This window comes from Bacillus marasmi (assembly GCF_902168435.1).
GTDB classification, from domain to species: domain Bacteria; phylum Bacillota; class Bacilli; order Bacillales; family Cytobacillaceae; genus Bacillus_BU; species Bacillus_BU marasmi.
Window position 1 is genome coordinate 167,571 of the sequence record NZ_LR656166.1, and the last position, 24,942, is coordinate 192,512.

The window sequence follows — 24,942 nt, forward strand, 5'->3', positions numbered from 1 at the left end:
TGAAAATAATTTGGGGATTTGAAAACGATTATAATAAAAAGGGGTAGTTATAAAAATGAGCACAACAACTTTAAACGACGTAAAAACAATTAAAACATTAAATGCTATTGCAGAAAATGGATTGAAAGTATTAAACCAAGATCAATACAAAATCGACAATGACAGTCAAAATCCAGATGCCATTCTTGTACGTAGCTATAACATGCACGAAATGGAATTTGATAAAAACTTAAAAGCTATTGCGCGTGCTGGCGCGGGCGTTAATAATATTCCTGTTGAAAAATGCACAGAGCAAGGGATTGTAGTTTTCAATACTCCAGGTGCTAATGCAAACGCAGTTAAAGAGCTAGTGTTAACTTGCTTAATGGCTTCATCTCGTAATCTATTTGCTGGTGTGGCATGGACTAAAACTCTTGAAGATCAAGGGGATCAAGTTCCAAAGCTAGTAGAAGCGGGTAAAAAAGCTTTCGTTGGGAAAGAAATTAAAGGTAAAACTCTAGGTGTAATCGGATTAGGTGCGATTGGTGCTCTTGTAGCAAACGATGCATTAGACCTTGACATGGATGTAATTGGTTATGACCCATTCATCTCTGTTGATACAGCTTGGAACTTATCTCGTAACGTACAACGTGCGATGACTCTTGAGCAATTATATGCAAATTGTGACTACATCACTGTTCACGTTCCATTAACAAATGATACAAAAGGTATGTTCAACAAAGATACTTTCGCGATCATGAAAGACGGAGTTACAATCTTAAACTTCTCTCGTGGCGAACTAGTAAATGAAATCGATATGGCAGTTGCTTTAGAAGAAGGAAAAGTTAGCAAGTATGTAACTGACTTCCCTAACGAAAACGTATTGAAAATGGAAGGTTGCATTGCTATTCCTCACCTTGGTGCATCTACAGGTGAATCTGAAGAAAACTGCGCAATCATGGCTGCTAAACAAGTAAAAGATTACTTAGAAACTGGTAATATCAAAAACTCTGTAAACTTCCCGAATGCGTCACTTGAGTACACTGGTAAGCGTCGTGTAGCAGCATTCCACAAGAATGTTCCAAACATGGTTGGTCAATTAACTACAGCTATCTCTAACTACAACTTAAACATTGCTGACATGGTAAATAGAAGCCGTGGAAATTATGCCTACACTATGATTGACATCGATGAAAAAATCAATGGTGATGTTGTACCTGCATTAGAACAAAAAATCAGCGAAATCGAAGGCATTGTAACAATTCGCGTAATCTGATAGATTTAATATTGTTTACAGGTCCACTTGCTTATATCAGGCAAGTGGATTTTTTGCTTTTTTCTAAAAATAATAACTTATAGTGGCTATGAACTATATTCTGAACTTGTTTTATCATGCATATAATGTGCTGAAAGGTTGCAATTCAAGCTCTAATTTAATGTCCGGTCCTTCAACAGCTTTGTTATGTTAACAAATTAAGGAGGAAAAAAGATGGATATGGTAGCTTATGTTTTGCAAGGCGTTTTGGCATTGATGTTTGTGCTTGCTGGTTTTGGAAAAGTAGTAGGAATGCAAATGCATGTTGATAATTTCAATCATTGGAGGCTGCCACAATGGTTTCGAATTGTAACAGGTCTCATTGAAGTAATTGGGGCTGCAGCATTGATCGTTGGCTATTGGGAGGCAAGCTGGGCTGCAGCAGGAGCACTTTTACTAGGTATAGTGGCAATTGGGGGAATACTAACTCATTTGCGTGCAAAAGATACATTCAAACAGGCTTCAGCCATTCTCCTACTTGGAATCTTGGCATTCATATTATTTTATCTTCAATATTCCGAACTTGCTAATTTTCCGGGATTTAATTAAAAAAAGAAGGGAAGCGGGGACATCTTGCTTCTCTTCTCTTCATTTTAGTAGTGTTTATAGTCTTGCACGTAGTTTATTTCTTAGCATGTTCAAACGCATCAATAGTGCTTCGTATTCTTCCAAATCAATTTTGCAAGCTATAATTTCTTCACTTACTTTTTGAATAATGGATGCTTTCTCTTCGAGTGCTTTATTTTCTAAAAAAATATAGACCTTTCGCTCATCCTCTTTTGAACGTTCCTTACGAAGCCAGCCGTTTGCTTCCATTCGATTAACCATCGGTGTTAAAGTACCAGTTCCTAAATTTAATGATTTCCCAAGCTCTTTAACCGGGACCCCATCCTTTTCCCAAAGCGTTAACAAGACTAAATATTGTGTGTATGTTAATCCGAATGGTTGTAGGACGTTAGAGTACAGCTTTGTAAACTCGCTTGATGTTTCATAGATGGCGAAACAAAGTTGTTTATTTAAAGGTAAAAAATCCTGCATCATTTCACCCTCCATGATAAACGTAATTTGGATAGTTTTCGTAAATATTCTAATTACTTAAGCAATTTCTCAATATCACTCTCAATCCGACTTGGAGTAGTTGTCGGTGCATATCGTTCAACAACATTTCCATGGCGGTCAACTAAAAATTTGGTAAAATTCCATTTAATGTTTTTTGAAAATACGCCACTTTTTTGTTCTTTTAAATGAGTAAATAGTGGGTCAGCGTTTTCTCCATTAACATTAATCTTAGCAAACATCGGGAATGAGATGCCATAGTTTAATTGACAAAATTGGACGGTTTCTTTAATATCTTCAAATTCTTGGTTATTAAATTGATCGCAAGGAAAGCCGAGAATTTCGAAACCGTCCTGTTGATATTTATTATAAAGTTCTTGAAGCTCTTTAAATTGTGGAGTCAAACCACATTTACTAGCAGTATTTACAATCAGTAATGTTTTTCCCTGAAAATCTTTTAATGATTTTAGCTCACCATTCGTTTTCTTAACGTTGAAATCATATACAGTCGTCATTTTGGTTCCTCCAATAATGTATATTTAAAAAAGAAATATTTATATCGCTTGCGATTTAATCTTACGCGATTTAAATTAAAACATCAACAAAAGTTATATAAAAAAAAGGAAATGGATAAGATTTATTATTTTTCGTTTTTTTCATATTCACTAAAAAGATTGGAAACCCTATTTGAAAAGGGGGTTTATAAATGAAAAAATTCTTAATGCTACTTTTAATGGCTGGTTCCTTTTTTACTGTGACTGGATGTGGAAATGATGAAGATGATCTAAAGGAAGGAGAACAAATTGAAGAAATTGAAGAAGAGGATGAAATTGGTGATGGTGAGGTGGATGATGAATAAATGATTTCCCAAAGCAAATAGGGCGACTAACCAAAAAGACTACCAAATTTCTTGCAGAATTTGATAGTCTTTTTTAGTGGAATTAACTAGTTTGTGATTTAATTAAGATAGAAGGAATTATATATAAAGAGGTGCTTTATTATGAAAATGTTAAAAGATGTTTTATTATTTGCACTTCTCATGTTAGCCAGTATGTTTATCGCTGTACTTTTTTCAGGTGGGTATTATGATATGTATGGTGAAAATTTCCTTCTTCAATTAATTGAATATCCACTCATCATTACCGTGATATCTGTCTTTGGGACTAAGAAGGTAAAAATTTGGATTGCGATGCCTTGCATCACTTTTATTGTGGTTAATCTCTTTTTTCTCATTCTTTTTAATACCACATATTTTGGATTTGTTTTTGCATACACTGCTGTTTCGCTTATCATCAGTGTTTTAACTTCATTTTTCGGAAAGCTACTAACCGACTAATGTAAACACTAGATTCAAATAGAGAGGTGTAACATGCACCAAATAGAGATCAGGCGACCAACTGAAGGAGACGTTAATAAATTGGCTTTATTTTTTAAAAAAGTCATTGAGGATACCTTTTCTAAAGAGGGGTTATCACAGCTAGTCGATGATATGGAAAATGAGATAAAGGATAAAAATAAGTATCTTAGGTTGGACCTAACTAGCAATGGTAAGGATCGTTACTTTTTGTTGGCTGTACTAGATAATGGTATTATCGGGACAATTGAGTTTGGTCCTGCAAGCGACTTAATCGTTTCATGCACAGCAGGTGCCTATAAAGGTTTAATGGAAGTTGGCACAGTTTTTGTACACCCAGATTATCAGCGACAGGGCATTGGAAATCTGCTAATAAAAGAAATGCTGCATACTTTACAAAACAAAGGTTTCAACGAATTTTGTTTGGATAGCGGCTACTCTCGGGCCCAAAAAATTTGGAAAAAGAAGTTTGGTGAACCTGACTATTTCTTAAAAGATTACTGGGGGACGAACAATCATCATATGGTATGGAAAATTAACATACAAGAAACATTGAAAGTCTAAGCAGTCTCTACCTATTCATAATGGTTGAGTTCTGTTTAGGCTTTTTATGTTAGTAATACATGTTCATACATCATTGCGGGAAAAATAAGGATAAGAACAATGTATGGAGGATAGATAAACATGCCACGTAAGTCTGCAGCTAACAAAGATGAAGATAATGAGAATGAAGTGGAGGAGTTATTACCTGAAAAAGAGCAGGCAAGTGAGAGCGAAGTTGAAAATTTGTCTCGGATGTTGGGTGCTGTATTAACATACTTATCAGATGATGATATTGAGGAAATTGATATTCAAAACCTCCTTGAAAATACGGAAGGACTTCAAGAATGGTGGGACCAATATCGAGAAAGCAACCGGAAGCATATTGAAGAAGAAATTAAGAATTCATTAGGGGACCTCACATTAGAAGAATTGGAAAGGATCCGAGAGAAAATTAAAGAAAAGCAATAATCCCTTTAAGTGTAACATCAATCAATCCGACGTATGTTCTTGAAATATTCACAATCTTTTTGTGTAAAGTATTACCAAATCATATATGCTTAAAGTGTAATGATTTGGGAGGTGCTCTAATTGTATAAAATGCAAATATGTAATGCTCTAACCAATGAAGTTCTGCGTGAAAAAACCTATCGAAAGACTGATTTAATATTCAGCTTATTGGAATCTGCTGAAAAAGGTCAAGAATGTATCCTGTTTGATGAAAACTTTAAAACCTATAAAGGCAATTATGTATCTCATCAAATTGTTTTTGAAGAGGATATGAAGGTGTATAAAGTTTACTTTGATTTAAAAATATCTGATATTCAAGCAAGAGTAGAAAATCATAAACTAGCTGAAAAATGGTCAATCTAACTAAAAACACCCATCTTATTCAATTAGATGGGTGTTTGTCTTTTACTTTTAAGTTGACGATTACTATAACTAATAATGGAATACAAAGAAATTGGGTATTTTAGGTATATCATGTACTTGGAAGGATGAGTACCTTGCATCATAGGATATGGATGTTCACAAATATTTTTCTCATTATTGGTTCAATCATATATATTTGGATTGTGCGACCGCACACCAGCGTGTTGATCATAAGCAGTCAGCTATTAGCACAAATGGCCATCATCTTATTTATCATCAATGTAAATATGTATTTTATATTCCTTGTGATACGTAAAACCCCACAACGAAAAATAAAGATTAGCTTAGCAAACTTTTCAAGGAAGATGATGAAATGGCATATTAAAATTGCCTTAACAGCCACATTTATTATTATAGGGCATGCCTCAATCAATATATTTCACCTTGGACCTATTGTAGGCTATAGTCATTTAAAAATGGTGACAGGGTATTTTTCGGGTTTATTATTAATTCCAACCTTGCTGGCAGGATATTTACGTCATAAAAAGGCAAGTGGATTCCGTAAAAAGCTCCACAGAACAGTGGCGATTACCTTTGTCGTAATGTTTTTAATACATATGCTGACTTCTTTATAGAATTCTTGATGACGCTTGGAGCATGCTCTAAGCGTATTTTATTGATTTTCCAATTATTTGAAGGGGTTTAACTGGAATTTTTAGACTAGAATTGTTAAAGTTATGTAGATTGGTATTTTTATATAATACTTATTAGACAAAAAGGTTGAGGAGTTGCTAATATGAAGAAATTATTATTTTTGATATTCTCGATTATCTTAATTGCTGGTTGTCAAAATTCAAAAAGTGTAGATACTTCCGAGAAAAAAGAGCAAAACTCAGCTCCGACTCAAGAGGAGAAACAGTCTGAAACTAAGCCTAATGTTGCAGAAAAAGAGGATGAACAAGCCTCAGTCGAGCCTGAAGCACAAGCAAGTATTTTCAATGTAAAGGATAACAAGTACTATGTACATGGAATTTCGCTCGGTGATGACCTCCAAACGGTAATCAATATTTTAGGAAATCCAATTAAAGAGGAAATAGATGAATCAGGTTACAATGAGACACTCCTTACATATGATGGTTTTTTTGTAGGGATTGCTAACGGAGCAGTAGGTCTTATCCATTTAGACATGGATATGTATGAATTTGCAGATGATTTTGGTGGGAATTTTTCAGAGGATAAGTATATAAATGAAGACTCAAACGTGATTTATTTTTTCCAAAAAGAGACAGAGCATTTGTTTTATGCGAAGGAAGATGGGGTTTTTTTAAATTATGCTGATGGAAATTTCTATTACTGGCTTGAAGAGGGCGCAATCGTCCAAGAGAATGATCATACAATCACTGATTAGCCATTAATATGAAGATACACACTAGAAAAAATTAAAGGAGATTATGATGGATCGAAATCGATTTTCAGCTATCGCACATCGTCATCATGCATTTAGCAACCCAATAAATGAAACGAAGCTTATGAAAATGATAGAACTTGTTTCCTTAAAGCCAAGTCATCATGTAATTGATGTTGGAGCAGGAAAGTGTGAATTATTAATTCGACTGGTTGAAAAATACAGCATATCAGCAAAAGCTATTGAATTGTATGTTGGGGCTATTACTGAAGCGAAGTCCCAGGCAAAACAACGAGTTTCTGCGGAAAGCATTGATTTTATTTGTGCTGATGCTAAGGAAGCAGTCCTGCAATGTCCCCATGAAGAATATGATTTGGGTATTTGCATTGGTTCTACTCATGCTCTAGGAGGATTAAAATCTACATTAGATATGATGCAGCGTCTTGTGAAGAAGGGTGGCTATATTTTTGTTGGCGAAGGCTATTGGAAGCAGAAACCGAGTTCGGAGTATTTAGCTGCTCTAGGTGGTGCGGACGAATCAGAGCTAACAAGCCATGCTAAAAATGTGATGCTTGGTGAGGAAATAGGCTTGATCCCACAGTGGTCGTATGTAGCGAATGAGGATGATTGGGATGAATACGAATGGCTATATTCACTATCTGTTGAAAACTATTGCCATGAAAATCCAAAGGATCCTGATGTAGAGTCTATGCTAGAGCGGATTCGGTTATGGAGACAAACTTACTTAAAATGGGGAAGAGATACCCTTGGATTCGGGCTGTATTTGTTTCGAAAATAATATATTATTGATAGCTCCAATCTGGGAGCTGTCCCTATTTTCGTTTAGGCTTGAGGATTAATAGACGGAGAATTTCCGCTTATTGTATTTGGGGAAGCTTATTGAGCGGATATAGGGGGAGAAATTCCACTTATTAGCTCTAAATAAGACCAAATTCAAGGGATTTTATCAATTAGGCGGAAAAACTCCCCTTATTAATAAGGAATTATGGGGATTTCCAAATTTAAAGGGAATTTTTCCGCTTATTTTTCAAACACAGGGAAATCACAATTGGGTTAATAGAGTCTTAATATAAGGTAGTATTTATTCTTGAGCTGTGTTCGAATTTCGAAGAATAATGGGTTTACTATTATTTAGCTCTGCTTTGTATAAGACAATTTCTCCTGTTGGTGGTGTGTTAGCTGCTGAATCGATCTTAAAATTGTCCCCAAGGGCAATTGTCCACTCTGCTTGATAATGATCAGTCAACACAATCGCTAATGTCCCAAATTGAACAATTTCCTTCCAATCATAGCTTTTTGAGTTACCCTTTTCCGTGATGGTAATCCCGCTGGTGAGACAATCAACTTGGACATTTTTCGCCCTCCAAGTTCCTTGAATAGACGGACCAACGTAAGAGTAAGAGGAGCCGTCACCACGGTCGCCATAGGTTGCAATGTATTGATGGATCCTTTGATCAGTAGACTCATATGTAATTGCGCCAATGTCTTTGGCCAACCATTCAATGGAAAATGGACCTGTTGTTTCGTAAGGGAGAGTTTCCTTCGCCCTCGCAAACACGCCGAAATAGGTTCGGTAATATACAGCTTTCCTGGATTCAGGATCAACTTTTATTGAAAGCACATGCTTGAAATTCGGAGAGATTCTAGAAACATTATTAATTTTTCCGTCGTTAATAAAAAGTAAAGCCAAATTCATTGCAATAAAAATGAGGAGAAAGCTCCCGATAAGTAATTTCCAGTTCTTATTTAAAGAAAGTATGAGTAGGAGTCCCAGAGCCAAAAATAAAACGATTAAAATATTATTAATATAAAAAAGGCGATTGTCAGCGTACTCGATTTGGTATCTCGCATGTAAAATAAGGTATCCCATTTGCACACAGAAAAGGCCAAACGCAACGAGAAAGAACATCCAGCCACTAATTTTTCGTTTCATCAGGCTCAACCTCGCTTTCAAATAACCACGTCAAACCATTGTCAGTTGAGATGAATTTCCCTTTAATTTTGCCACCCAAATAATCACCATTTGGTCCTTGATTGATTAGCATGGCAAGCTTGTTTTCCTCTTTGGAAGGTGACTCGGCTATGACAAATATCTTATCATACTCTGCGGGAATTGTGATTTGAGCTTGGTTCCACGAGTTGCCTCCATCTTGGGTGACATACAAATCTGGCTTTTCAGGGTTGAGGATGCCAAAGGAGAGGAATCCAGTCTTCTCGTCAACAAAACCACCATCAGCTACTAATCTCGTTGTATCAGGGCGGTTGGTTTCGGTCCAAGTCGCGCCTCCATCAATAGTTAAAAAAATTGAAGACCATTCTGATGACATGGTTCTGTCACCGGATACAATCGCATAACCAAAGATTTCATTTAGAAAATCAATTTTCCTAAATCGAATAAAGGGATATGTATCAGTTATGATAGAGTGCTGCCAAGTTTTTCCTTGGTCTAAAGAAATGACATATTGAAGCTTATAGTTAGTATTCAAAAACAAAGCCCGATCTTTGGTGAGTATATAGCTGTTTTGTATCAATTCTTCTTTGTTACCTGTATACTCTCCGGAAAATAATGATTCTTTTTCAATCGGAACAGTAATCCAATTTGTCCCATTATCATATGTAATTTGTAATTGGTCATTTTGCAATGAGTAGCCAATCCCACTTGTAGCATCCTCGTAAATCGGCATTAATTTTTCTGGCTGAGGCTCTTTAGCTTCTTTTTGAATCTTTTCTTCAAGCTGTTCCAGCTCTGGTTTTGAAATTTGTGTGTTGGTTTGGTAGATGACGGTCGCCAACATGATGCCAATCATCATGATACTTGCTAGGCCTATTAGAAACTTTTTCATCGAAAAAACTCCCTTGCGTATACGAACCTTTTAATAATTTTAGCATAACAGACAGAAAATGCGTTAGAAAGAGCACCATTAACAAAAAGCGCAGACCCTCAAGGTTCTGCGCTTCTAACATATATTATTATTTAGTACATTCCATAAGCAGGATCAATTCCTAAAACATTTTCACCATCTAATTCAACCCAAATGTAGGAATGGTCAATTTCAAGTCCAGTAGTGTTGGTTACAAGACTATGCAAATCTTCTTGTAGCTTAAATGTTAATGCTCCGGTATTGATAGGTAATGTGAGGTTTAGTCCTGTATTAATTGAAATAGTCTTATCAGCTGAACCTACATATGCAGCATCAGCACCAGTTGAAAAGATTGGTAACAATGCAAGTGTAAGCACAGCAACGATTAATATTTTTTTCACGAAATCACCTCCTAAGCTAGTATTTTGTCTTTTATGGAAAAGAACGTCTCGACAACCTTTGGATGAAACATCGTGCCTATATTCCGTTCTAATTCTGCTAGAGCAGTATCAACTGATAACCCTTTACGATAAACACGATCGGTTGTCATCGCATCAAATGTATCAACAACAGAGATGATTGCCGCTTGAATTAAGATTTCATCTCCTTGAAGTTGTTTCGGGTAACCTTTGCCATCAAATCTTTCATGATGCTGTTCGACGATTTTTCCAGCCTTGATTAATTCTGGGATGTTAGTATTTTCTAATGTTTCTCGTCCCCAGGTTGTATGCATTTTCATTATTTCATATTCTTCGTCGGTTAGCTTTCCTGGTTTGTTTAAGATGTGGTCAGGCACTTTGACTTTCCCAATATCGTGTAGAAAAGCCCCTAAATTTAAGCTATATAGTTCATCAGTAGATAGCTCCATTTTCGTCCCAATCAACATTGATAGCTCTTTGATTCGCTCACAATGCTCAGCGGTATAACCGTCTTTTTCTTCAACCATGACTGCTAAATCCAACATTTCTTGTAAGGAACTACTATAATTCTGAAATTGTGGTTGGGAGGTGACATATATGAACTCAACATCCGTTTGAGCAATGAAGAGCGAAAACTCTGTGACAGGGCATGCGTGGAAGGAGTCTCCAGTAGACAGGACGATCTCTTCACTAGGCGTTTGATAGATTAAGGTTCCTGATAGAATCGTTAAGTGTTCTAAGGCAATCCAGCCTTCTGCTGGCCCCATTGCCCATCGTCCACCTTTGTATAGCTTATGATGAATGACTTCGGTACCATCTCCAGAAGCCAATAGCGAAAGTTCCATATTTTTTAAATAGACTTTTTTCATTGCATCCTTTTTTAGTATGTTCATATTTTTTCCTCCTAAAAATAAAAAACGTACTTTTCGTGTGGAGTAGAAAATTATACTATTTATGCAATATTGAATTTAGTAGAATAAATATAATCTTTAGTCCTAACGATAATCGCATAGAAAAAGTGATATAAATCACTCAAATTTCTACTTCTTATAACAATATATCTAAATTGCTTGTGCGTAAATATCTAAAATTCGACAATTTTCGAATGATTAAAATTTTAGCGGAATACCTTTCTTGATTCATATGACGATTAGGAGGCTGGGGATGAATAAATAGTTTGCGAGAATGGAAGATTTTATCGTGGGTTTATTTCTTATCACTTTTGCATGGCTGATATGCGTTATACAAACAATTAAAAGACAATAATCAGATTAAGACTGACTATTGTCCTTTTGTTGACTCGGCAATTTACTAATTTTGAAACACTAAAAAGCTATACTATTAGCCTATTCCTCTTAGCTTCATGAAGTAATTCCTCACGAAACTGTGGATGAGCAAGACTTATCAATGCCAGTGTTCGCTGCGAAATACTTTTTCCTTTAAGCTGAGCAATTCCATATTCTGTAACGACATAATCAATATCGTTTTTTGAAGTGGATACGACAGAACCAGGAGATAGAGTTGGCTTAATTCTTGAAACAGTTCCATTTCTGGCGGTCGAATGCAAACAAATAAAGCCTTTACCGTTTTTGGCAAATTGAACACCGCTTCCAAAGTCGGTTTGACCGCCGGTTGAGCTATGGTACTTACCAGCAATCGTTTCAGAAGCGCATTGGCCATAAAAGTCAATTTCGGTAGTCGCGTTAATTGAAATCATATTGTCCTCTTGGGCAATTACCCTCGGGTCGTTTACGTAATTTACAGGGAGCATTTCTAGGACTCTATTATCATTCATAAATTCATAGAGCTTGTTTGTGCCAAATGCAAACGTCGCAACCATTTTGCCTTTATGAGTTTGCTTCTTAGAGCCCGTTATAACACCAATTTTGGCAAGTTCGGCAACACCATCTGTAAGCATTTCTGTATGGATTCCTAAATCATGATGATGTTTTAATAGACTTACAACAGCGTCAGGGATTCCACCAATTCCTACTTGTATAGTTGAACCGTGGTCTATGTGCTCGCAAACAAACTCGGCAATTTTCCGATCAGTATTTGTGACGATTGCAGGCTTCAACTCCACCAAAGGTGCATCACTGCGAATATATCCTACTATTTGTGATAGATGGATAGAATTAGTGCCGTAAGTCCGCGGCATATGCTCGTTAATTTGCAAAATAAAGGGGATTTTTCCGATAAAATAAGCTGCGTATTCAGCTTCAGTTCCGAGTGAAAAATAGCCTTGTTCGTCCATTGGGGTTGCTTGGCAAATGACCAGAGGTTGTTTCGTCGTTAATTCTAAAAGTTCTGGCATTTTATGAAAATGGTTTGGAATAAGCTCACAGGTGCCATTTGCAAACGCTTTTCGGGCATAGCCATTTAAAAAATAGGAAAAGTATTGAATGTGTGGATGAATTCGATGCATGTATTTGCGATCCTTTAGTTCAAGCATTTGATGGATGCGCAGCGCAGAAAAACGGTCAGGATTTTCATCAATTGCAGTAAGGATTAAATCTGGCTCTCCATTAGCAAGGGGAATGATTAAATCTGAATCATCTGGAATTAGGGATAAAATCTCATGAATATCTTTTTCTTTGTCAAATTGCAGATTCATTCGCAAAATCCTTTCGTCATATAATGATGTTATTTGTAGTTTACATAAAAAGTTGAGCTTAACAAAGCAAATCGTACTGATTTCGCTAAAAACTAGAACTTCATCATAAAAAATTGGTATTATATAAAGGGTAGTGTCAAAACTTGGGTAAATGTGTAAAAATAAACCCAAATTTTGTTATTAAATAAAATGGGATGATTATGTATATGACAACTAAATCAAAAGAATCAAAAAAAATTGCTAGATATTCATTATTAATCATGGGAGCTGGTTTTTTAGGGACGATACCGTTTCAAGGATCCTTTTGGGTAGATTTGTTGCAGGGGGGCTTTGAAGCAGGACTTGTGGGAGGATTAGCTGATTGGTTTGCAGTTACAGCTTTATTTCGTCATCCGCTCGGAATTCCGATCCCTCATACTGCCTTACTGCCAAAAAATCGAGACAGAATGACTAACGGACTTGTGAAAACCATTAAGACGGAATGGCTTTCTAAGGAAAGTATTCAGGATAAAATCAAGCAAATTAAGTTTACCGATATTCTGGTTGGAAAAATTGAAAAAGAGCTTCACACAGATGCGTTTCGTCACGGTCTTGTTTCAATTATCAAGAAAATGATTAGCTATATCGACGTAGACAGATTAACACCGGTCGTCAAGAAACAAATTTTAAAAAACGCATTGAAAATCAATACGAGTAAAATACTTCAAACTGTCGGTGACCATTTACTAAAAGAACACTATGACCAGCGCGCACTAGATCACGTTTTGAAAAAAGCAGAGAACTGGTTAAATGAAAGCCAGACAACTTATAAGCTCGGTGCGGTGTCGATGAACATGCTTGATAAAATTGAAGTGGATGGTATTCTTCAATTCGCATTAAATTCAATGCGAAATTTATTAAGTGAAGAAAAGTTGGGTAGTATCGTGAAAAAGCTTTTACTTAGTGGGGTGAACAGTCTGCAAAAAGAAACGGACCCCAATCGTGAGGCCATCCTAACTTATATCCGAAACGAACTGCAGAAGGCTTCTGAAAATGTTGAGCTCCTTACGAGTGTGGAGAATTGGAAGGAACAGTTTTTATCCAATTGGGAACCTGATGAGACCATCTCTAAAACCTTACATCAGTTCAAACAAACAGTCCTTGAAACGATTGAGGATGAGGCTTTTATTGAGACGTATCTTATGCCATTAGTTGAGCACATTCTCACAAACGTGAAAGAACAAGACGCACAAATCGATGCTTGGCTTCAAAAACAAATTTCAACGCTTGTTGAAAGGAACCATGAGCAAATTGGCAAGCTTGTAAAAGAAAACTTGGATAAACTTGATAATGAAACTTTGATTAATACGATGGAAAACAACATCGGTAAAGATCTGCAATGGATACGAGTCAATGGTGCAGTGTGTGGCTTTATTATCGGGATTTTCCTAACTGGAATTCAAGCGGTGTTTCGATTGGTATAAATTTTACGAGTTTGAAAAACCTTCTCCAGATCCCACGATATTGCTCGATTTTATGAGCTTTTGTTGTGGGATTTTTTTTAAGAAGAAATAGGCGATTTTTTTGTTGGAAGATGTATTGACAGTTGTAATTTTTGTTGTTAAAATCGACTAAACTGATAGGAATAAATGAAATTAAAGAACTTAAAAATAGCTGACTGGAAAACCAGAGGCCTTAATTTTTACTCCAACCGTGGAGGGAAAATTAAGGCTTTTTTGATTTCTTTGATTTATTAAACTTTTTTCACCCTTAAGATTGACGATTTGAAGATGATAATAATTAGGATTTGGTATTAGAGAGTAAAGTGGAAGAAATAATAATTTGAAGTTTTTACCATAACTATATTGACAATATAGGAATATATGGTAAATTAAACATATAGTTTTAATCGGTTTTAAAAATTCACTAGGATTGCATCTTTCACAATGAAAATCAGGTTATGAATTGAAAAATAAATAACTATCTCCTGCCCACTGGTCGTCCAAGAGGCTCACATGATTCAGTTTCTTACTGAAGTGTGAGCTTTTTTTAAATCGTCAATGTGAAGGATCAATACACAGTGTAATCGAAATATAAACCGATTATAACTATAGGTATAGTAATAGTTAATTGAAGGGTGGTGAATTAATGAAAATAATCATGAAATTACAAATGAATCTAGCCCAAGCCGACTGGTCATCCGAGAGGCTCACATTTCTTAGGAACAACTGAAATGTGAGCCTCTTTTATTTCGAAAATATGGTAATCGCTGTCCTCTAAAATCAGTAAATAATCTATGCGGACATCAAAGCTCTTATTTGGAATAAAAACAGTCTTTTCGAGGTGTTAGAGGACATAGAGGCCGCTATTCGCCTAAATATCGGCTTTCCTATCATGATTTTGATTAAATAAGATATCTGGTGTCCGCAAACCTTTGAAATCATGAGTTTTTATCGCAAAAAAGGTACTCAGTGTCCGCTCTTATCATGAACAACCACAATAAATAAGTTTGGAGTGATGTCAATGGCATCAGTTGAAAAAATTCGGTTTGAAAAAGTAACGAAAACATTCCCAATCCGTGGTGATACAAAAAAACGGGGGTTAAAAGAATTCACAGCGGTGAAAGACATTCACTTTACGGTGAAGGAGGGGGAGTTTATCACATTAGTTGGTCCAAGTGGTTGCGGTAAATCAACACTATTAGATTTACTAGGAGGTTTAACAAAGCCAAGTAGCGGGCGAATTTTAATCGATGGAAAAGAAATAAGTGGACCTGGCTTAGATCGCGGTACCGTCTTTCAACAATACGCTTTATTCCCATGGAAAACAGCTCGTGGAAATATTGAATTCGGTTTAGAGGCGAAGGGTGTACCAAAACAAGAATGGAAGCAATTGGGGGATTACTACTTAGATTTAGTCGGTTTGAAAAATTTCGCAGATCGATATCCTCATGAATTATCTGGTGGAATGAAGCAACGGGTGGCAATTGCTAGAAGTTTAGCTTTTAATCCGGATGTTCTACTATTAGACGAACCATTTGCTGCACTTGATGCTCAGACTCGAGAAACACTCCAGACGGAGCTATTGCGAATTTGGGAAAAAACAGGAAAAACCATTATTTTCATTACGCATGGAATAGATGAAGCTGTGTATCTTGGTCAACGTGTTGTCATTTTGACTGCCAATCCAGGTTCAGTGAAAAAAATAGTTGATATTCCATTAACTAATAGATTAGAAGCGGCAGATATTCATGCGAATCCTGAATTTGTAAAAGCACGTCATGAAGTTTGGAACCTTCTGCATGAACAAGAGTTTGTCGGCGCAAATATTTAGAAGGAGGGATTCTTTGATGGCGACGGTTGTCCGAAAAATAGAAATGGAAGAAACAAAGCTAACGAAGACTACAACACTTTCTACTTTTCACCTAGCATCAAAATTTTTCAAACAATCAATCGTGATAATAAGTTTACTATTGTTATGGGAATTCGCTCCGAGGCTTGGATTTGTAAATCCAGAGTATCTCCCACCATTTTTACAGGTTCTTGATGCTTGGAGAGAAATGCTTATCACAGGGGAATTATGGACGCATTTTTCTACAAGTATCACTCGATCTATATATGGATTTCTATTAGCTTTAGCCGTTGGAATACCGCTCGGGTTACTAATTGGATGGTACCCGCTCATGAACGAATTATTGAATCCAGCATTTGAAGTTTACCGTAACACGGCAACATTAGCACTATTACCAGTGTTTATGTTAGTGCTTGGAATTGGAGAAGCGTCGAAAATAGCCATTGTTTTTTACGCGTGCACTGCTGAAATATTGTTGCATACGATTGCAGGAGTGAAAAATGTGGATCCATTATTGATTAAATCAGCTCGCTCTATGAATCTATCTTCATATAAGTTATTTACGAAAGTGGTATTACCGGCAGCACTACCTACGATTTTTGTAGGGATACGAATGGCAGGGACTGGCTGCATATTAATATTGATGGCTGCAGAAATGATTGGAGCAAAAGCGGGGTTGGGCTATCTAATAACTTTTGCACAGCACAATTTCCAAATTGCAAAAATGTTTGCCGGAATATTAACGATTTCCATGTTAGGCTTACTTGTTAATATCGGTTTAACCTCGTTAGAAAGAAGAGTTTCAAGGTGGCAGCAACATCCAAATGCTTAACGATTTTACTTTAGCTCCAGTAATTTCTGTTTATTTTTTAAATATAAAACAAACTAATCTTATAGGAGTGGTCAAAATGACAAAAAGACAAATGAAGTTAGGTTTATTTATTAAATTACCAGGTCAGCACGTTGCAAGCTGGCGTCATCTAGGTGCAGCAACAGAAAGAATTTTTGACTTAGACTTTTTAACTAGCATAGCTAAAAAAGCAGAGGAAGCAAAGTTTGACACGATCTTTTTTGCTGACGTATTTGGATCAAACATCTCCGAGGGCTCTGCGAACGGATTGAAATTAGATCCTGTCATTCTCATTTCTGCACTAGCTGCTGCGACAAAAAACATTGGTTTAACAGCGACATTAACGACAACTTATAATGAACCGTTCCATGTGGCTCGCAAATTTAGTGCAATCGATCATTTATCAAAAGGACGTGCAGCTTGGAATGTTGTGACTTCGAATAATGATCGTGAAGCGTTATTGTTTGGGAAAGAAAAGCATCTAGCACACGCCGATCGTTACGAACGAGCTGAGGAATTTGTTGATGTAGTAAAGCAGCTCTGGTTCTCAATTGATGCTGATGCAATCGTCAATGATCGAGAGAATGGTAGATATATTGATAAAAATAAGGTACATCCAGTCGATCACCAGGGGAAATGGTTTAACGTGAAAGGAACTTTAGATTCACCCTCAACCCCACAAGGTCATCCTGTCATTGTTCAAGCAGGATCATCGGAAGCAGGAAAAGAGCTCGCTGCAAAAACAGCCGAAGTCATTTTTACAGCTTGGCAAACACTGGAAGAAGCGCAAAACTTCTATCGCGATGTAAAAGGGCGTTTAGCGAAATATGGTAGAAGCCCTGAAGATTTGAAAATTATGCCAGGTGTGTTTATAACTGTGGCAAAAACAGAAGCTGAGGCACTTGCCAAGCGTAAACAGTTAAATGGTTATATTTCTCCAGAGGTTGGTTTAGCTTACTTATCAAATTTCATTAGACAGGATTTATCGGGGCACGATGTTGACGCACCACTACCTGAACCGGGTGAGAATGAAGACAAAACCAATCCACAAGTTCGTTCAAATATTATTCGCCGAATTGCCGAAAGGGAAAATTTACATACCCTTCGTGAGGTTTATGAGCATATTGCTGGTGCACGCGGTCATCGAGAAATTGTCGGGACTCCAGAACAGATTGTCGATCAATTAGAAGAATGGTTCTTAAATGAAGGCGCGGATGGCTTTAATATTATGCCGCCGACATACCCAGAAGGCTTTAATGATATCGTCGAGTTAGTGCTTCCAGAATTACGACGCCGTGGTTTATTCAGAACAGAATACGAAGGAACTACATTGCGTGAAAATCTGGGACTACAAGTACCCGTCAATCCAAACAAAAAACAATCACAAACAGTTTGAGGGGGAACATTATATGAAAATTGTTAAAAAAATTGCTTCATACCTATTCATTATTGCACTAGCAGGATGCATTTTAGCAGGTTGCTCAAATGAAAAAACAGTTTCAGGCAGCGATACCAAGAAAAAGGAAGAAGATAAAGTGCTCCAATATAGCGGAGCGGCTGGTACTGTAGAAATTGCAGAGCTGGCAGAGGATTTAGGATATTTAGGAGATTTAAAATTAGAAAATGCTGGTAGTTCTTCGGGCGGTCCAGAGGATATTCAGTTAACAGCCACAAAACAAATCGATTTTGGTAATGCATTTAATGGAGCGGTCATTAAATCAGTTGCGGAAGGTGTAAAAATTAAATCCGTCATTGGCTCATATGGTGTCGACGAAAAAACGAAGGGTGGACTTTTTGTTCTTGAAGATAGCCCAATCAAAACTGCAAAGGATTTGATTGGGAAGAAAATTGGTGTGAACACGCTAGGTGCACAGGCGGAGTTCTTTAATGTTCAATATTTACGAGATCATGGCTTGACAGAAAAAGAAATCGAAAGGGTTCAATTAGTGGTAATTCCAACTGCAAATGCCGAGCAAATTCTTCGTAGCAAACAAAATGATGCAGTCAGATTATCTGAGTTATCGAAGGATCGTGCGTTAGAAAAAGGAGGAATAAGGGAAATCACCAATGACTTAGAAATTTATGGTGGTCCATTTACAGCTGGGAGCTATTTCTTTGCAGAGGAGTATATTAAAGAAAATCCAAACACCGTAAAAACATTCGTCGATGGTGTTGCCAAAGCACACGAATGGGCAAAAACAACTCCTAGAGATGAAGTAATTGCTCGGTTAGAAAAAATAGTTGAAGGAAGAAAAAATAATGAAACAACAGAGAATCTCAAGTATTGGAAAAGCTTTGGTGTTGCATCAGAAGGTGGTGTGATTCAACCTGAAGAATACACCGTTTGGGTTGATTATTTGGTGAAAGATAAGCAGTTAAAGAAAGATCAAGTAAAATTAGAAGATTTATATACAAATGAATATAATTCGTTTCAGCAATAATTTTTTACCCTAATTCATACTAAAATCATACAAATAATAGGATTAATAGGAGTGGTTTAAATGGGAAACAAGCAAATTAGATTAGGAGCATTCTTTATGTTACCAGGACATCATGCTGCAGCATGGCGTCATCCAGATGCAGAGCGGGAGCATATCTTAAATTTTGATTTTATCAAAGAGCAAGCTCTTGTGGCAGAACGCGGTAAATTTGATATGGTATTCCTCGCCGATGGAGTATCAGCTAGAACAACGAGTAGAGCATTTGAGCATGAGTCTACCTCTCGTTTTGAACCCTTTACGCTATTGTCTGGGCTAGCAGCGGTTACAAAAAATATAGGTCTTGTCGGTACCGTTTCGACAACCTATAATGAACCATTTAATGTAGCAAGAAAGTTTGCTTCATTAGACCATTTAAGCAACGGGCGTGCTGCATGGAATGTGGTCACAACGAGCGCTGGAATGGAAGCTGCCCGTAATTTCGGTTTAGAACAGGAATTACAGCATCATGAGCGATACGAACGTGCACATGAATTTGTTGATGTGGCTAAGAAGCTTTGGGATAGCTGGGAGGATGATTCAATTGTTTTCAATCAGGAGGCAGGCATCTATGCTGATAAATCTAAGGTTCACACAATTAATTTTGAAGGAAAACATTTATCAGTTGGAGGACCATTAAATATTTCCCGTCCGGTTCAAGGGCATCCAGTTGTTGTCCAAGCAGGATCATCTGAAGCTGGCAAAGAATTGGCGGCAAAAACAGCAGAGGTTATTTTTACAGCTTGGCAAACGCTTGAAGAGGCGCAAGCTTTCTATCAGGATGTCAAAGGACGAATGGCAAAGTATGGAAGGCACCCTGATGAACTAAAAATTATGCCCGGAGTTTATCCAATCGTTGGCAAAACCTTGGAAGAAGCTCAAGCAAAACGCCAACAATTATTGGGTTTAATTCCTGAGGCAGTAGGAGTTGCAAGACTATCAAACAATTTGGGAGTAGATTTGAGTGGTTATCCAGTCGATGGCCCGTTACCTGAGTTACCTAATCTTTCTGAAATCAACGGGAACAAAAGTCGTTTCCAATTAGTGAAGGATATTGCGGAACGAGATCAGTTAACAATCCGCCAATTATACCAGCATATTGCCGGAGCACGAGGACATCGCGAAATCATCGGAACACCTGAACAAATTGCTGATCAATTACAAGAATGGTTTGAAAATGGTGCCGCAGATGGTTTTAATATTATGCCACCTGTGTTCCCAACAGGACTACTTGATTTCGTTGATTACGTCATTCCGGTATTGCAAAAACGTGGTCTTTTCCGAACAGAATACTCTGGTACTACATTGCGAGAGAATTTAGGATTGAGTCGCCCGGAAAATCAATTTTCAAAAACTTCGATAGTAAGATAGAATCATGAAAAAAATGCCCACTGGACATCCAGAGGCTCACATTTCAGTTCGGGTACTGAAGTCTGAGCCTCTTTTTTTTCTCATCATTTAAAGGAGGAGTTATGATGGCATCCATTGTACCTGAAATAGAAATGCCAAAAGAGTTGAAAAATCAAACAGATCCAGAGCAACCAGTAAAGGTTGAAGGTTTTAAATGGTTATTTACCCTATTTAAACGTTCCATTGTATTAATTTTACTAGTGTTAATATGGGAAAACGCTTCACGTTTTGGTTTTGTGAATCCTGCATTTTGCCCCCCATTATCTGAGGTATTAAAGGCTTGGTGGGAATTAGCTATCTCCGGAGATTTATGGGTAGAATTTTCGGCAAGTATTAAGCGTTCTATAGCTGGATTTAGTTTAGCGCTATCGATTGGTATCCCGCTGGGGCTATTGATTGGTTGGAATCCAATTGTGAGAGATTTATTGAATCCTACTTTCGAAGTTTTTCGAAATACTGCGAGACTTGCACTGTTACCAGTATTTATCTTGTTTTTAGGAATTGGTGAAGCTTCAAAAATCTCGATCGTTTTTTATGCTTGTGTCATTCCTATTTTATTAAATACAATTGCTGCTGTTAAGAGCGTTGATCCGTTACTGATAAAATCGGCACGTTCGATGAATGTATCATCTGTAAAATTATTTGTTAAGGTCATTTTTCCAGCTTCGTTTCCGTCGATATTTACTGGGATTCGCATGGCAGGAACTGGTTGTATTTTAGTTTTAATTGCCGCAGAAATGGTTGGTGCAAGGGAAGGCTTAGGCTTTCTGATCACTTATTCTCAATTTAACTTCCAAATTGCTGAAATGTACGCTGGAATATTGACCATTTCGGCGCTTGGCTTGATTGTAAATCAAGGGTTAGTTGTACTAGAACGAAGATTTTCGAAGTGGAAACAACTTCCGAATGCGTGATGCTATGGCCAATAATAAATTCGATTTAAGAATCATGCTCATCACAAATTTTATCGTCGCTGCCTCAATGACGATGATTATGCCGTTCATCTCACTTTATATCGATACGCTGGGAAACTTTTCTACTGGGTATGTACAGAAGTGGGCAGGTTTGTGTTTTGGTGCCACCTTTATTTCAGCTTTTTTAATGTCACCCATATGGGGGAGAATTGCTGATCAATATGGGTATAAACCGATTATGATTATCAATTGCTTCGGGATGGCAACGAGTATTTTTTTAATGAATTATGTACAAAGCGTTGAGCAGCTTTTTTTACTCCGCCTCACCATGGGAACGGTTGCTGGCTTCATTTCTACTTCAAACGCATTTGTCAGTAAAAATACGCCAACTCATATTGCAGGGAAAACGCTTGGGACATTACAAATGGGAAGTGTTGGGGGGCATTTATTAGGCCCGGTGATTGGCGGGTTATTAGCTGATGCAGTTGGATTTAGTTATACATTTTTATTAACTGCGGTTACGATTACAATTGCAGCCATCATCATCACTTTTGGTATTCATGAATCAGATATGAAAAAGACAAATACACAACCCATCTATTCACGAAAACATATTATTAAAGCCATTTTTCATCACCGTTCCTTAATGAATATCATGCTTGTTACTATAATAGTTCAAATAGGTAATTTTAGTATTCAACCACTTCTTTCGCTATATGTAGCCGATTTAACTGATGCACAGCAGGTTTCCTTACTTGCAGGAATTACTTTTAGTGCAACCGGGATTGGGACTTTTATGTTTACCCGTTACTGGGGATTGCTAGCGGATAATGTAGGTTATGAGAAGGTTTTAACCGTTTTACTTTTTATTAGTGTTTTTTTCATCGTACCACAAGCCTTTGTCACCTCCCTATGGCAATTGATTGTGTTGCGAATTCTATTTGGAATTTCATCTGGAGGGCTCCTGCCGATTATGATTGCCTTTATTAGGCGTGAGACCCCTATCGAAATCCAAGGTGAAGTTATGGGCTATAACCAAAGTTGCAAATTTTTTGGGAATATAATCGGCCCTGTTTTTGGGGGAATTATAAGCAGTATTGCATCGATTCCTTACGTGTTTTACTCAACAGGGATGTTGTTTTTCATTGCCGCTATCATTGTTTTCGTCGTTCAGAAACAACCTAAGCAATTGTTACAAGATGAATTGAAACTTCAAGTATAAAAAATGATTGACAATTATTAAAATTAAGATTATTATTGGTATTAATCTAAGTAATCTAATCGGAATAAAATGATATTTATTCTAAACCGACTAATCCATTAGAGGTTTATTTCTTTCATTTAATTATGAGGGGAATAAACCTTTTTTGATTTCTAGAAAAAGAACTACATATCGTCACAAGTTGACCAGACAACTGGAGACTTCCTTTTTTAGGAGGTCTTTTTCTGTTTTTTATAAGGTGGCTATGTTAATGCACAGAATTGATTTTTGCGACGTTGATTGGAGCGGAAATCAACAGCTAGGTTTAACACGGCCTAAAAGTTAAAAGGAGATGAGGAAAATGGCAATTGAATTAAATGCAAGCTATAAGCTGGAAAATCAATTGTATGATGTTAAGCGAAAAGCTGATGTACTAGTGATTGGAGGAGGGCCAGCCGGTGCTTGGGCAGCATTATCAGCAGCTGAAAATGGAGCCTCCGTCATTTTAGTCGATAAAGGCTATTGCGGAACAAGTGGAGCAACAGCACCATCCGGAAATGGGGTTTGGTATATCCAACCAGACGAAGCCTCACGTGAAGAGGCGATGAAAAGTCGCGAAGCGTTAGGTGGCTATTTGGCAGAACGAAGCTGGATGAAGCGGGTGCTTGATCGCACCTATGACAATGTTAATAAATTGGAGGAATGGGGTTACCCATTTCCAGTGGATGAACATGGCGTTTCACATAAACGAAGTCTTCAAGGTCCAGAATATATGCGACTATTGCGGAAAAAATTGAATCAGGCCAAAATTACGATACTTGATCACAGCCCTGCCCTTGAGCTTTTATATGATGACAATGGTGTAGCAGGAGCCGCTGGAATCGATACTCAAACGAATCAAGTTTGGGCAATTCAAGCAAACGCTATTGTCATCGCGTCTGGTGGATGCGCATTTTTAAGCAAAGCTTTAGGCTGCAACGTACTCACAGGTGATGGATACTTATTGGCTTCCGAAGCAGGTGCTGATTTTTCAGGGATGGAATTTTCAAATTCCTACGCGCTTTCCCCGAAATATTCATCGATTACAAAAGGAGCATTTTACAGCTACGCATCTTTCTCTTACGAGGATGGAAGTGTTGTAGTGGGTGCTGGCTCCCAACGAGGTCGGTCTATTATCGCTAAAACGATATTACAAGGACAAAAAGTTTTCGCTCAGCTTGATAAAGCGAAAGAACCTAGTATGCAAAAATGGATGCGAGCTGCCCAACCAAACTTCTTCCTACAGTTTGATCGGATGGGAATTAATCCGTTTGAGGACCGTTTTGAGGTAACATTGCGCCTGGAGGGAACAGTCCGAGGCACGGGGGGAATACGAATCGTTGATGAATCTTGCGCAACAAAAGTGCCAGGTTTGTATGCAGCAGGTGATGCTGCAACTCGCGAACTAATATGTGGAGGTTTTACAGGTGGAGGTAGCTATAATGCAGCATGGGCGATTTCCTCTGGTCATTGGTCAGGTGAAGGTGCAGCAAAATATGCGTTAGCTTTTAACCGGAATAAACAAAATCGTGACTTGAAGCGTAACTCTGTTGTTGGAATCACAAATCAAACAGGAGGCAAAGCTCGCCTCGGGGCAAATGAGTTAACGAAGCTTGTTCAAGCTGAGGTCACTCCGTTTGATATTAATTTATTTAGAACAGAAGAAAATCTTTCTCTTTCACTTTCACGCCTAAACAATCTGTGGCAAGAAGCAAAATCGACACTGGGTGAAAGTGATACCGATATTGTCAGAGTCCGTGAATCAGCAGCGATGCTTGCGACTTCTCGCTTCATGTATACTACTGCCCTTGAGAGAAAAGAAACTAGAGGTATGCATAAGCGTCTTGATTATCCGGGCTTAGATGATAACCAACATTATCGATTAATTACAAGTGGATTAGACGAAATCAATGTTTCAGCAGACCGTCTTCTCCAAAATACGTAAGGAGTGAATGAGATTGATTGAATTACTAATAGAAGAAAAATGTGTTGAATGCAATCAATGCGTCAAGGTATGCCCAGTAAATGTATTTGAGTCAAGAGAAGATCAAACCCCAAGAATAGCACGACAAAGTGAGTGCCAGACATGCTACATGTGCGAACTTTATTGTCCAGTAAATGCTTTATACGTAGCACCTTATGCGGAGGAGCATGTTGAAATATCTCCGCAAGAAATTGAAGAAAAAGCGTTAATCGGAAGCTATCGAAGAAGCGTTGGCTGGGAGAAAGGTCAAAAATCCACAGCAAGTGACGATCAATTTTATAAATTTTATTTAAAATAATT

Annotated in this window: 27 protein-coding genes; 20 read left to right on the plus strand and 7 right to left on the minus strand. The window is 37.4% G+C overall.

The genetic code is table 11. The features are described 5' to 3' along the window. Window positions 1–55 precede the first annotated feature (55 nt). Both FXW34_RS05065 and FXW34_RS05070 read left to right on the plus strand, forming a co-directional pair. The gene (locus tag FXW34_RS05065; RefSeq protein WP_147532879.1) at window positions 56–1,255 is read left to right on the plus strand and encodes a phosphoglycerate dehydrogenase; all 1,200 of its coding nucleotides are present in this window, start codon (window positions 56–58) and stop codon (window positions 1,253–1,255) included. 213 nt (window positions 1,256–1,468) lie between these two features. Next, window positions 1,469–1,843, plus strand: a complete 375-nt coding sequence (locus FXW34_RS05070) for a DoxX family protein (RefSeq protein ID WP_147532880.1) — start codon at window positions 1,469–1,471, stop codon at window positions 1,841–1,843. A 54-nt stretch (window positions 1,844–1,897) separates the two neighbouring features. Here the strand turns inward: FXW34_RS05070 and FXW34_RS05075 are convergent, their stop codons facing one another. Together FXW34_RS05075 and FXW34_RS05080 are read right to left on the minus strand one after the other, a co-directional pair. Then, entirely contained in the window at window positions 1,898–2,332 is a 435-nt protein-coding gene (locus tag FXW34_RS05075; RefSeq protein WP_147532881.1) for a MarR family winged helix-turn-helix transcriptional regulator, read from the minus strand. 53 nt (window positions 2,333–2,385) lie between these two features. Further along, window positions 2,386–2,865: a glutathione peroxidase gene (locus tag FXW34_RS05080; RefSeq protein WP_147532882.1), complete on the minus strand. Its 480-nt coding sequence runs from the start codon at window positions 2,863–2,865 to the stop codon at window positions 2,386–2,388. Between the two features lie 191 nt (window positions 2,866–3,056). Here FXW34_RS05080 and FXW34_RS22820 point away from each other — a divergent pair, with 191 nt between their 5' ends. The 8 genes from FXW34_RS22820 (at window position 3,057) to FXW34_RS05115 (ending at window position 7,321) form a co-directional block, all read left to right on the plus strand. After that, a complete protein-coding gene (locus FXW34_RS22820) occupies window positions 3,057–3,209 on the plus strand; it encodes a lipoprotein (protein ID WP_187118836.1) in 153 nt (50 codons plus the stop codon). Window positions 3,210–3,350: 141 nt separating this feature from the next. Beyond that, window positions 3,351–3,686 carry a DUF2651 family protein gene (locus FXW34_RS05085; protein WP_147532883.1) on the plus strand — a complete coding sequence of 112 codons (336 nt, stop codon included), beginning with the start codon at window positions 3,351–3,353 and terminating at the stop codon, window positions 3,684–3,686. A gap of 33 nt (window positions 3,687–3,719) precedes the next feature. Next, window positions 3,720–4,268, plus strand: a complete 549-nt coding sequence (locus tag FXW34_RS05090; protein ID WP_147532884.1) for a GNAT family N-acetyltransferase — start codon at window positions 3,720–3,722, stop codon at window positions 4,266–4,268. A 120-nt stretch (window positions 4,269–4,388) separates the two neighbouring features. After that, entirely contained in the window at window positions 4,389–4,715 is a 327-nt protein-coding gene (locus tag FXW34_RS05095; RefSeq protein ID WP_147532885.1) for a hypothetical protein, read from the plus strand. 120 nt (window positions 4,716–4,835) lie between these two features. After that, window positions 4,836–5,117 (plus strand): hypothetical protein, encoded by a 282-nt coding sequence (locus tag FXW34_RS05100; protein WP_147532886.1) that lies wholly within the window; start codon window positions 4,836–4,838, stop codon window positions 5,115–5,117. 125 nt (window positions 5,118–5,242) lie between these two features. Beyond that, window positions 5,243–5,752 carry a hypothetical protein gene (locus FXW34_RS05105; RefSeq protein WP_246140867.1) on the plus strand — a complete coding sequence of 170 codons (510 nt, stop codon included), beginning with the start codon at window positions 5,243–5,245 and terminating at the stop codon, window positions 5,750–5,752. Between the two features lie 161 nt (window positions 5,753–5,913). After that, window positions 5,914–6,525 carry a hypothetical protein gene (locus FXW34_RS05110; protein WP_147532888.1) on the plus strand — a complete coding sequence of 204 codons (612 nt, stop codon included), beginning with the start codon at window positions 5,914–5,916 and terminating at the stop codon, window positions 6,523–6,525. A gap of 46 nt (window positions 6,526–6,571) precedes the next feature. Beyond that, window positions 6,572–7,321, plus strand: a complete 750-nt coding sequence (locus FXW34_RS05115) for an SAM-dependent methyltransferase (RefSeq protein ID WP_147532889.1) — start codon at window positions 6,572–6,574, stop codon at window positions 7,319–7,321. 303 nt (window positions 7,322–7,624) lie between these two features. Here the strand turns inward: FXW34_RS05115 and FXW34_RS05120 are convergent, their stop codons facing one another. From FXW34_RS05120 to FXW34_RS05140, 5 genes are all read right to left on the minus strand, one after another. Further along, window positions 7,625–8,476, minus strand: a complete 852-nt coding sequence (locus FXW34_RS05120) for a hypothetical protein (RefSeq protein WP_147532890.1) — start codon at window positions 8,474–8,476, stop codon at window positions 7,625–7,627. Then, window positions 8,460–9,386, minus strand: coding sequence for a WD40/YVTN/BNR-like repeat-containing protein (locus tag FXW34_RS05125; protein WP_147532891.1), 927 nt, complete (start codon window positions 9,384–9,386; stop codon window positions 8,460–8,462). The genes FXW34_RS05120 and FXW34_RS05125 overlap by 17 nt, the downstream gene beginning before the upstream one ends. 131 nt (window positions 9,387–9,517) lie before the next feature. After that, window positions 9,518–9,805 carry a hypothetical protein gene (locus FXW34_RS05130; protein WP_147532892.1) on the minus strand — a complete coding sequence of 96 codons (288 nt, stop codon included), beginning with the start codon at window positions 9,803–9,805 and terminating at the stop codon, window positions 9,518–9,520. Window positions 9,806–9,816: 11 nt separating this feature from the next. Further along, the gene (locus tag FXW34_RS05135) at window positions 9,817–10,716 is read right to left on the minus strand and encodes an HD-GYP domain-containing protein (protein ID WP_147532893.1); all 900 of its coding nucleotides are present in this window, start codon (window positions 10,714–10,716) and stop codon (window positions 9,817–9,819) included. A 440-nt stretch (window positions 10,717–11,156) separates the two neighbouring features. Continuing rightward, entirely contained in the window at window positions 11,157–12,437 is a 1,281-nt protein-coding gene (locus FXW34_RS05140; RefSeq protein ID WP_187118837.1) for an acetyl-CoA hydrolase/transferase family protein, read from the minus strand. 206 nt (window positions 12,438–12,643) lie between these two features. Here FXW34_RS05140 and FXW34_RS05145 point away from each other — a divergent pair, with 206 nt between their 5' ends. From FXW34_RS05145 to FXW34_RS05190, 10 genes are all read left to right on the plus strand, one after another. Continuing rightward, the gene (locus tag FXW34_RS05145; protein WP_246140869.1) at window positions 12,644–13,900 is read left to right on the plus strand and encodes a DUF445 domain-containing protein; all 1,257 of its coding nucleotides are present in this window, start codon (window positions 12,644–12,646) and stop codon (window positions 13,898–13,900) included. A gap of 1,039 nt (window positions 13,901–14,939) precedes the next feature. Further along, window positions 14,940–15,749, plus strand: a complete 810-nt coding sequence (locus FXW34_RS05150; RefSeq protein ID WP_147532895.1) for an ABC transporter ATP-binding protein — start codon at window positions 14,940–14,942, stop codon at window positions 15,747–15,749. Window positions 15,750–15,765: 16 nt separating this feature from the next. Further along, window positions 15,766–16,599 (plus strand): ABC transporter permease, encoded by an 834-nt coding sequence (locus tag FXW34_RS05155; protein WP_147532896.1) that lies wholly within the window; start codon window positions 15,766–15,768, stop codon window positions 16,597–16,599. Window positions 16,600–16,675: 76 nt separating this feature from the next. Beyond that, window positions 16,676–18,013, plus strand: a complete 1,338-nt coding sequence (locus tag FXW34_RS05160; protein ID WP_147532897.1) for an LLM class flavin-dependent oxidoreductase — start codon at window positions 16,676–16,678, stop codon at window positions 18,011–18,013. A gap of 13 nt (window positions 18,014–18,026) precedes the next feature. Further along, a complete protein-coding gene (locus FXW34_RS05165) occupies window positions 18,027–19,058 on the plus strand; it encodes an ABC transporter substrate-binding protein (protein ID WP_147532898.1) in 1,032 nt (343 codons plus the stop codon). A gap of 60 nt (window positions 19,059–19,118) precedes the next feature. Further along, the gene (locus tag FXW34_RS05170) at window positions 19,119–20,465 is read left to right on the plus strand and encodes an LLM class flavin-dependent oxidoreductase (RefSeq protein WP_147532899.1); all 1,347 of its coding nucleotides are present in this window, start codon (window positions 19,119–19,121) and stop codon (window positions 20,463–20,465) included. Between the two features lie 104 nt (window positions 20,466–20,569). Next, window positions 20,570–21,418, plus strand: coding sequence for an ABC transporter permease (locus tag FXW34_RS05175; protein WP_147532900.1), 849 nt, complete (start codon window positions 20,570–20,572; stop codon window positions 21,416–21,418). 4 nt (window positions 21,419–21,422) lie between these two features. Further along, on the plus strand, window positions 21,423–22,640 hold the full coding sequence (locus FXW34_RS05180) for an MFS transporter (protein ID WP_147533045.1): 1,218 nt from the start codon (window positions 21,423–21,425) through the stop codon (window positions 22,638–22,640). Between the two features lie 340 nt (window positions 22,641–22,980). Beyond that, on the plus strand, window positions 22,981–24,603 hold the full coding sequence (locus FXW34_RS05185) for an FAD-dependent oxidoreductase (protein WP_246140872.1): 1,623 nt from the start codon (window positions 22,981–22,983) through the stop codon (window positions 24,601–24,603). 13 nt (window positions 24,604–24,616) lie between these two features. Beyond that, window positions 24,617–24,940 carry a 4Fe-4S dicluster domain-containing protein gene (locus FXW34_RS05190; protein WP_147532902.1) on the plus strand — a complete coding sequence of 108 codons (324 nt, stop codon included), beginning with the start codon at window positions 24,617–24,619 and terminating at the stop codon, window positions 24,938–24,940. The last annotated feature ends 2 nt before the right edge of the window (window positions 24,941–24,942 follow it).

Coding starts and splice junctions, on each gene's coding strand:
- FXW34_RS05120 (WP_147532890.1), bottom strand. CDS start 8,476: ATGAAACGAAAAATTAGTGGCTGGATGTTCTTTCTCGTTGCGTTTGGC.
- FXW34_RS05115 (WP_147532889.1), top strand. CDS start 6,572: ATGGATCGAAATCGATTTTCAGCTATCGCACATCGTCATCATGCATTT.
- FXW34_RS05170 (WP_147532899.1), top strand. CDS start 19,119: ATGGGAAACAAGCAAATTAGATTAGGAGCATTCTTTATGTTACCAGGA.
- FXW34_RS05180 (WP_147533045.1), top strand. CDS start 21,423: ATGGCCAATAATAAATTCGATTTAAGAATCATGCTCATCACAAATTTT.
- FXW34_RS05085 (WP_147532883.1), top strand. CDS start 3,351: ATGAAAATGTTAAAAGATGTTTTATTATTTGCACTTCTCATGTTAGCC.
- FXW34_RS05125 (WP_147532891.1), bottom strand. CDS start 9,386: ATGAAAAAGTTTCTAATAGGCCTAGCAAGTATCATGATGATTGGCATC.
- FXW34_RS05105 (WP_246140867.1), top strand. CDS start 5,243: ATGAGTACCTTGCATCATAGGATATGGATGTTCACAAATATTTTTCTC.
- FXW34_RS05090 (WP_147532884.1), top strand. CDS start 3,720: ATGCACCAAATAGAGATCAGGCGACCAACTGAAGGAGACGTTAATAAA.
- FXW34_RS05175 (WP_147532900.1), top strand. CDS start 20,570: ATGGCATCCATTGTACCTGAAATAGAAATGCCAAAAGAGTTGAAAAAT.
- FXW34_RS05070 (WP_147532880.1), top strand. CDS start 1,469: ATGGATATGGTAGCTTATGTTTTGCAAGGCGTTTTGGCATTGATGTTT.
- FXW34_RS05185 (WP_246140872.1), top strand. CDS start 22,981: ATGGCAATTGAATTAAATGCAAGCTATAAGCTGGAAAATCAATTGTAT.
- FXW34_RS05150 (WP_147532895.1), top strand. CDS start 14,940: ATGGCATCAGTTGAAAAAATTCGGTTTGAAAAAGTAACGAAAACATTC.
- FXW34_RS05080 (WP_147532882.1), bottom strand. CDS start 2,865: ATGACGACTGTATATGATTTCAACGTTAAGAAAACGAATGGTGAGCTA.
- FXW34_RS05065 (WP_147532879.1), top strand. CDS start 56: ATGAGCACAACAACTTTAAACGACGTAAAAACAATTAAAACATTAAAT.
- FXW34_RS05095 (WP_147532885.1), top strand. CDS start 4,389: ATGCCACGTAAGTCTGCAGCTAACAAAGATGAAGATAATGAGAATGAA.
- FXW34_RS05140 (WP_187118837.1), bottom strand. CDS start 12,437: ATGAATCTGCAATTTGACAAAGAAAAAGATATTCATGAGATTTTATCC.
- FXW34_RS05165 (WP_147532898.1), top strand. CDS start 18,027: ATGAAAATTGTTAAAAAAATTGCTTCATACCTATTCATTATTGCACTA.
- FXW34_RS05160 (WP_147532897.1), top strand. CDS start 16,676: ATGACAAAAAGACAAATGAAGTTAGGTTTATTTATTAAATTACCAGGT.
- FXW34_RS05110 (WP_147532888.1), top strand. CDS start 5,914: ATGAAGAAATTATTATTTTTGATATTCTCGATTATCTTAATTGCTGGT.
- FXW34_RS05075 (WP_147532881.1), bottom strand. CDS start 2,332: ATGCAGGATTTTTTACCTTTAAATAAACAACTTTGTTTCGCCATCTAT.
- FXW34_RS22820 (WP_187118836.1), top strand. CDS start 3,057: ATGAAAAAATTCTTAATGCTACTTTTAATGGCTGGTTCCTTTTTTACT.
- FXW34_RS05135 (WP_147532893.1), bottom strand. CDS start 10,716: ATGAACATACTAAAAAAGGATGCAATGAAAAAAGTCTATTTAAAAAAT.
- FXW34_RS05155 (WP_147532896.1), top strand. CDS start 15,766: ATGGCGACGGTTGTCCGAAAAATAGAAATGGAAGAAACAAAGCTAACG.
- FXW34_RS05145 (WP_246140869.1), top strand. CDS start 12,644: ATGACAACTAAATCAAAAGAATCAAAAAAAATTGCTAGATATTCATTA.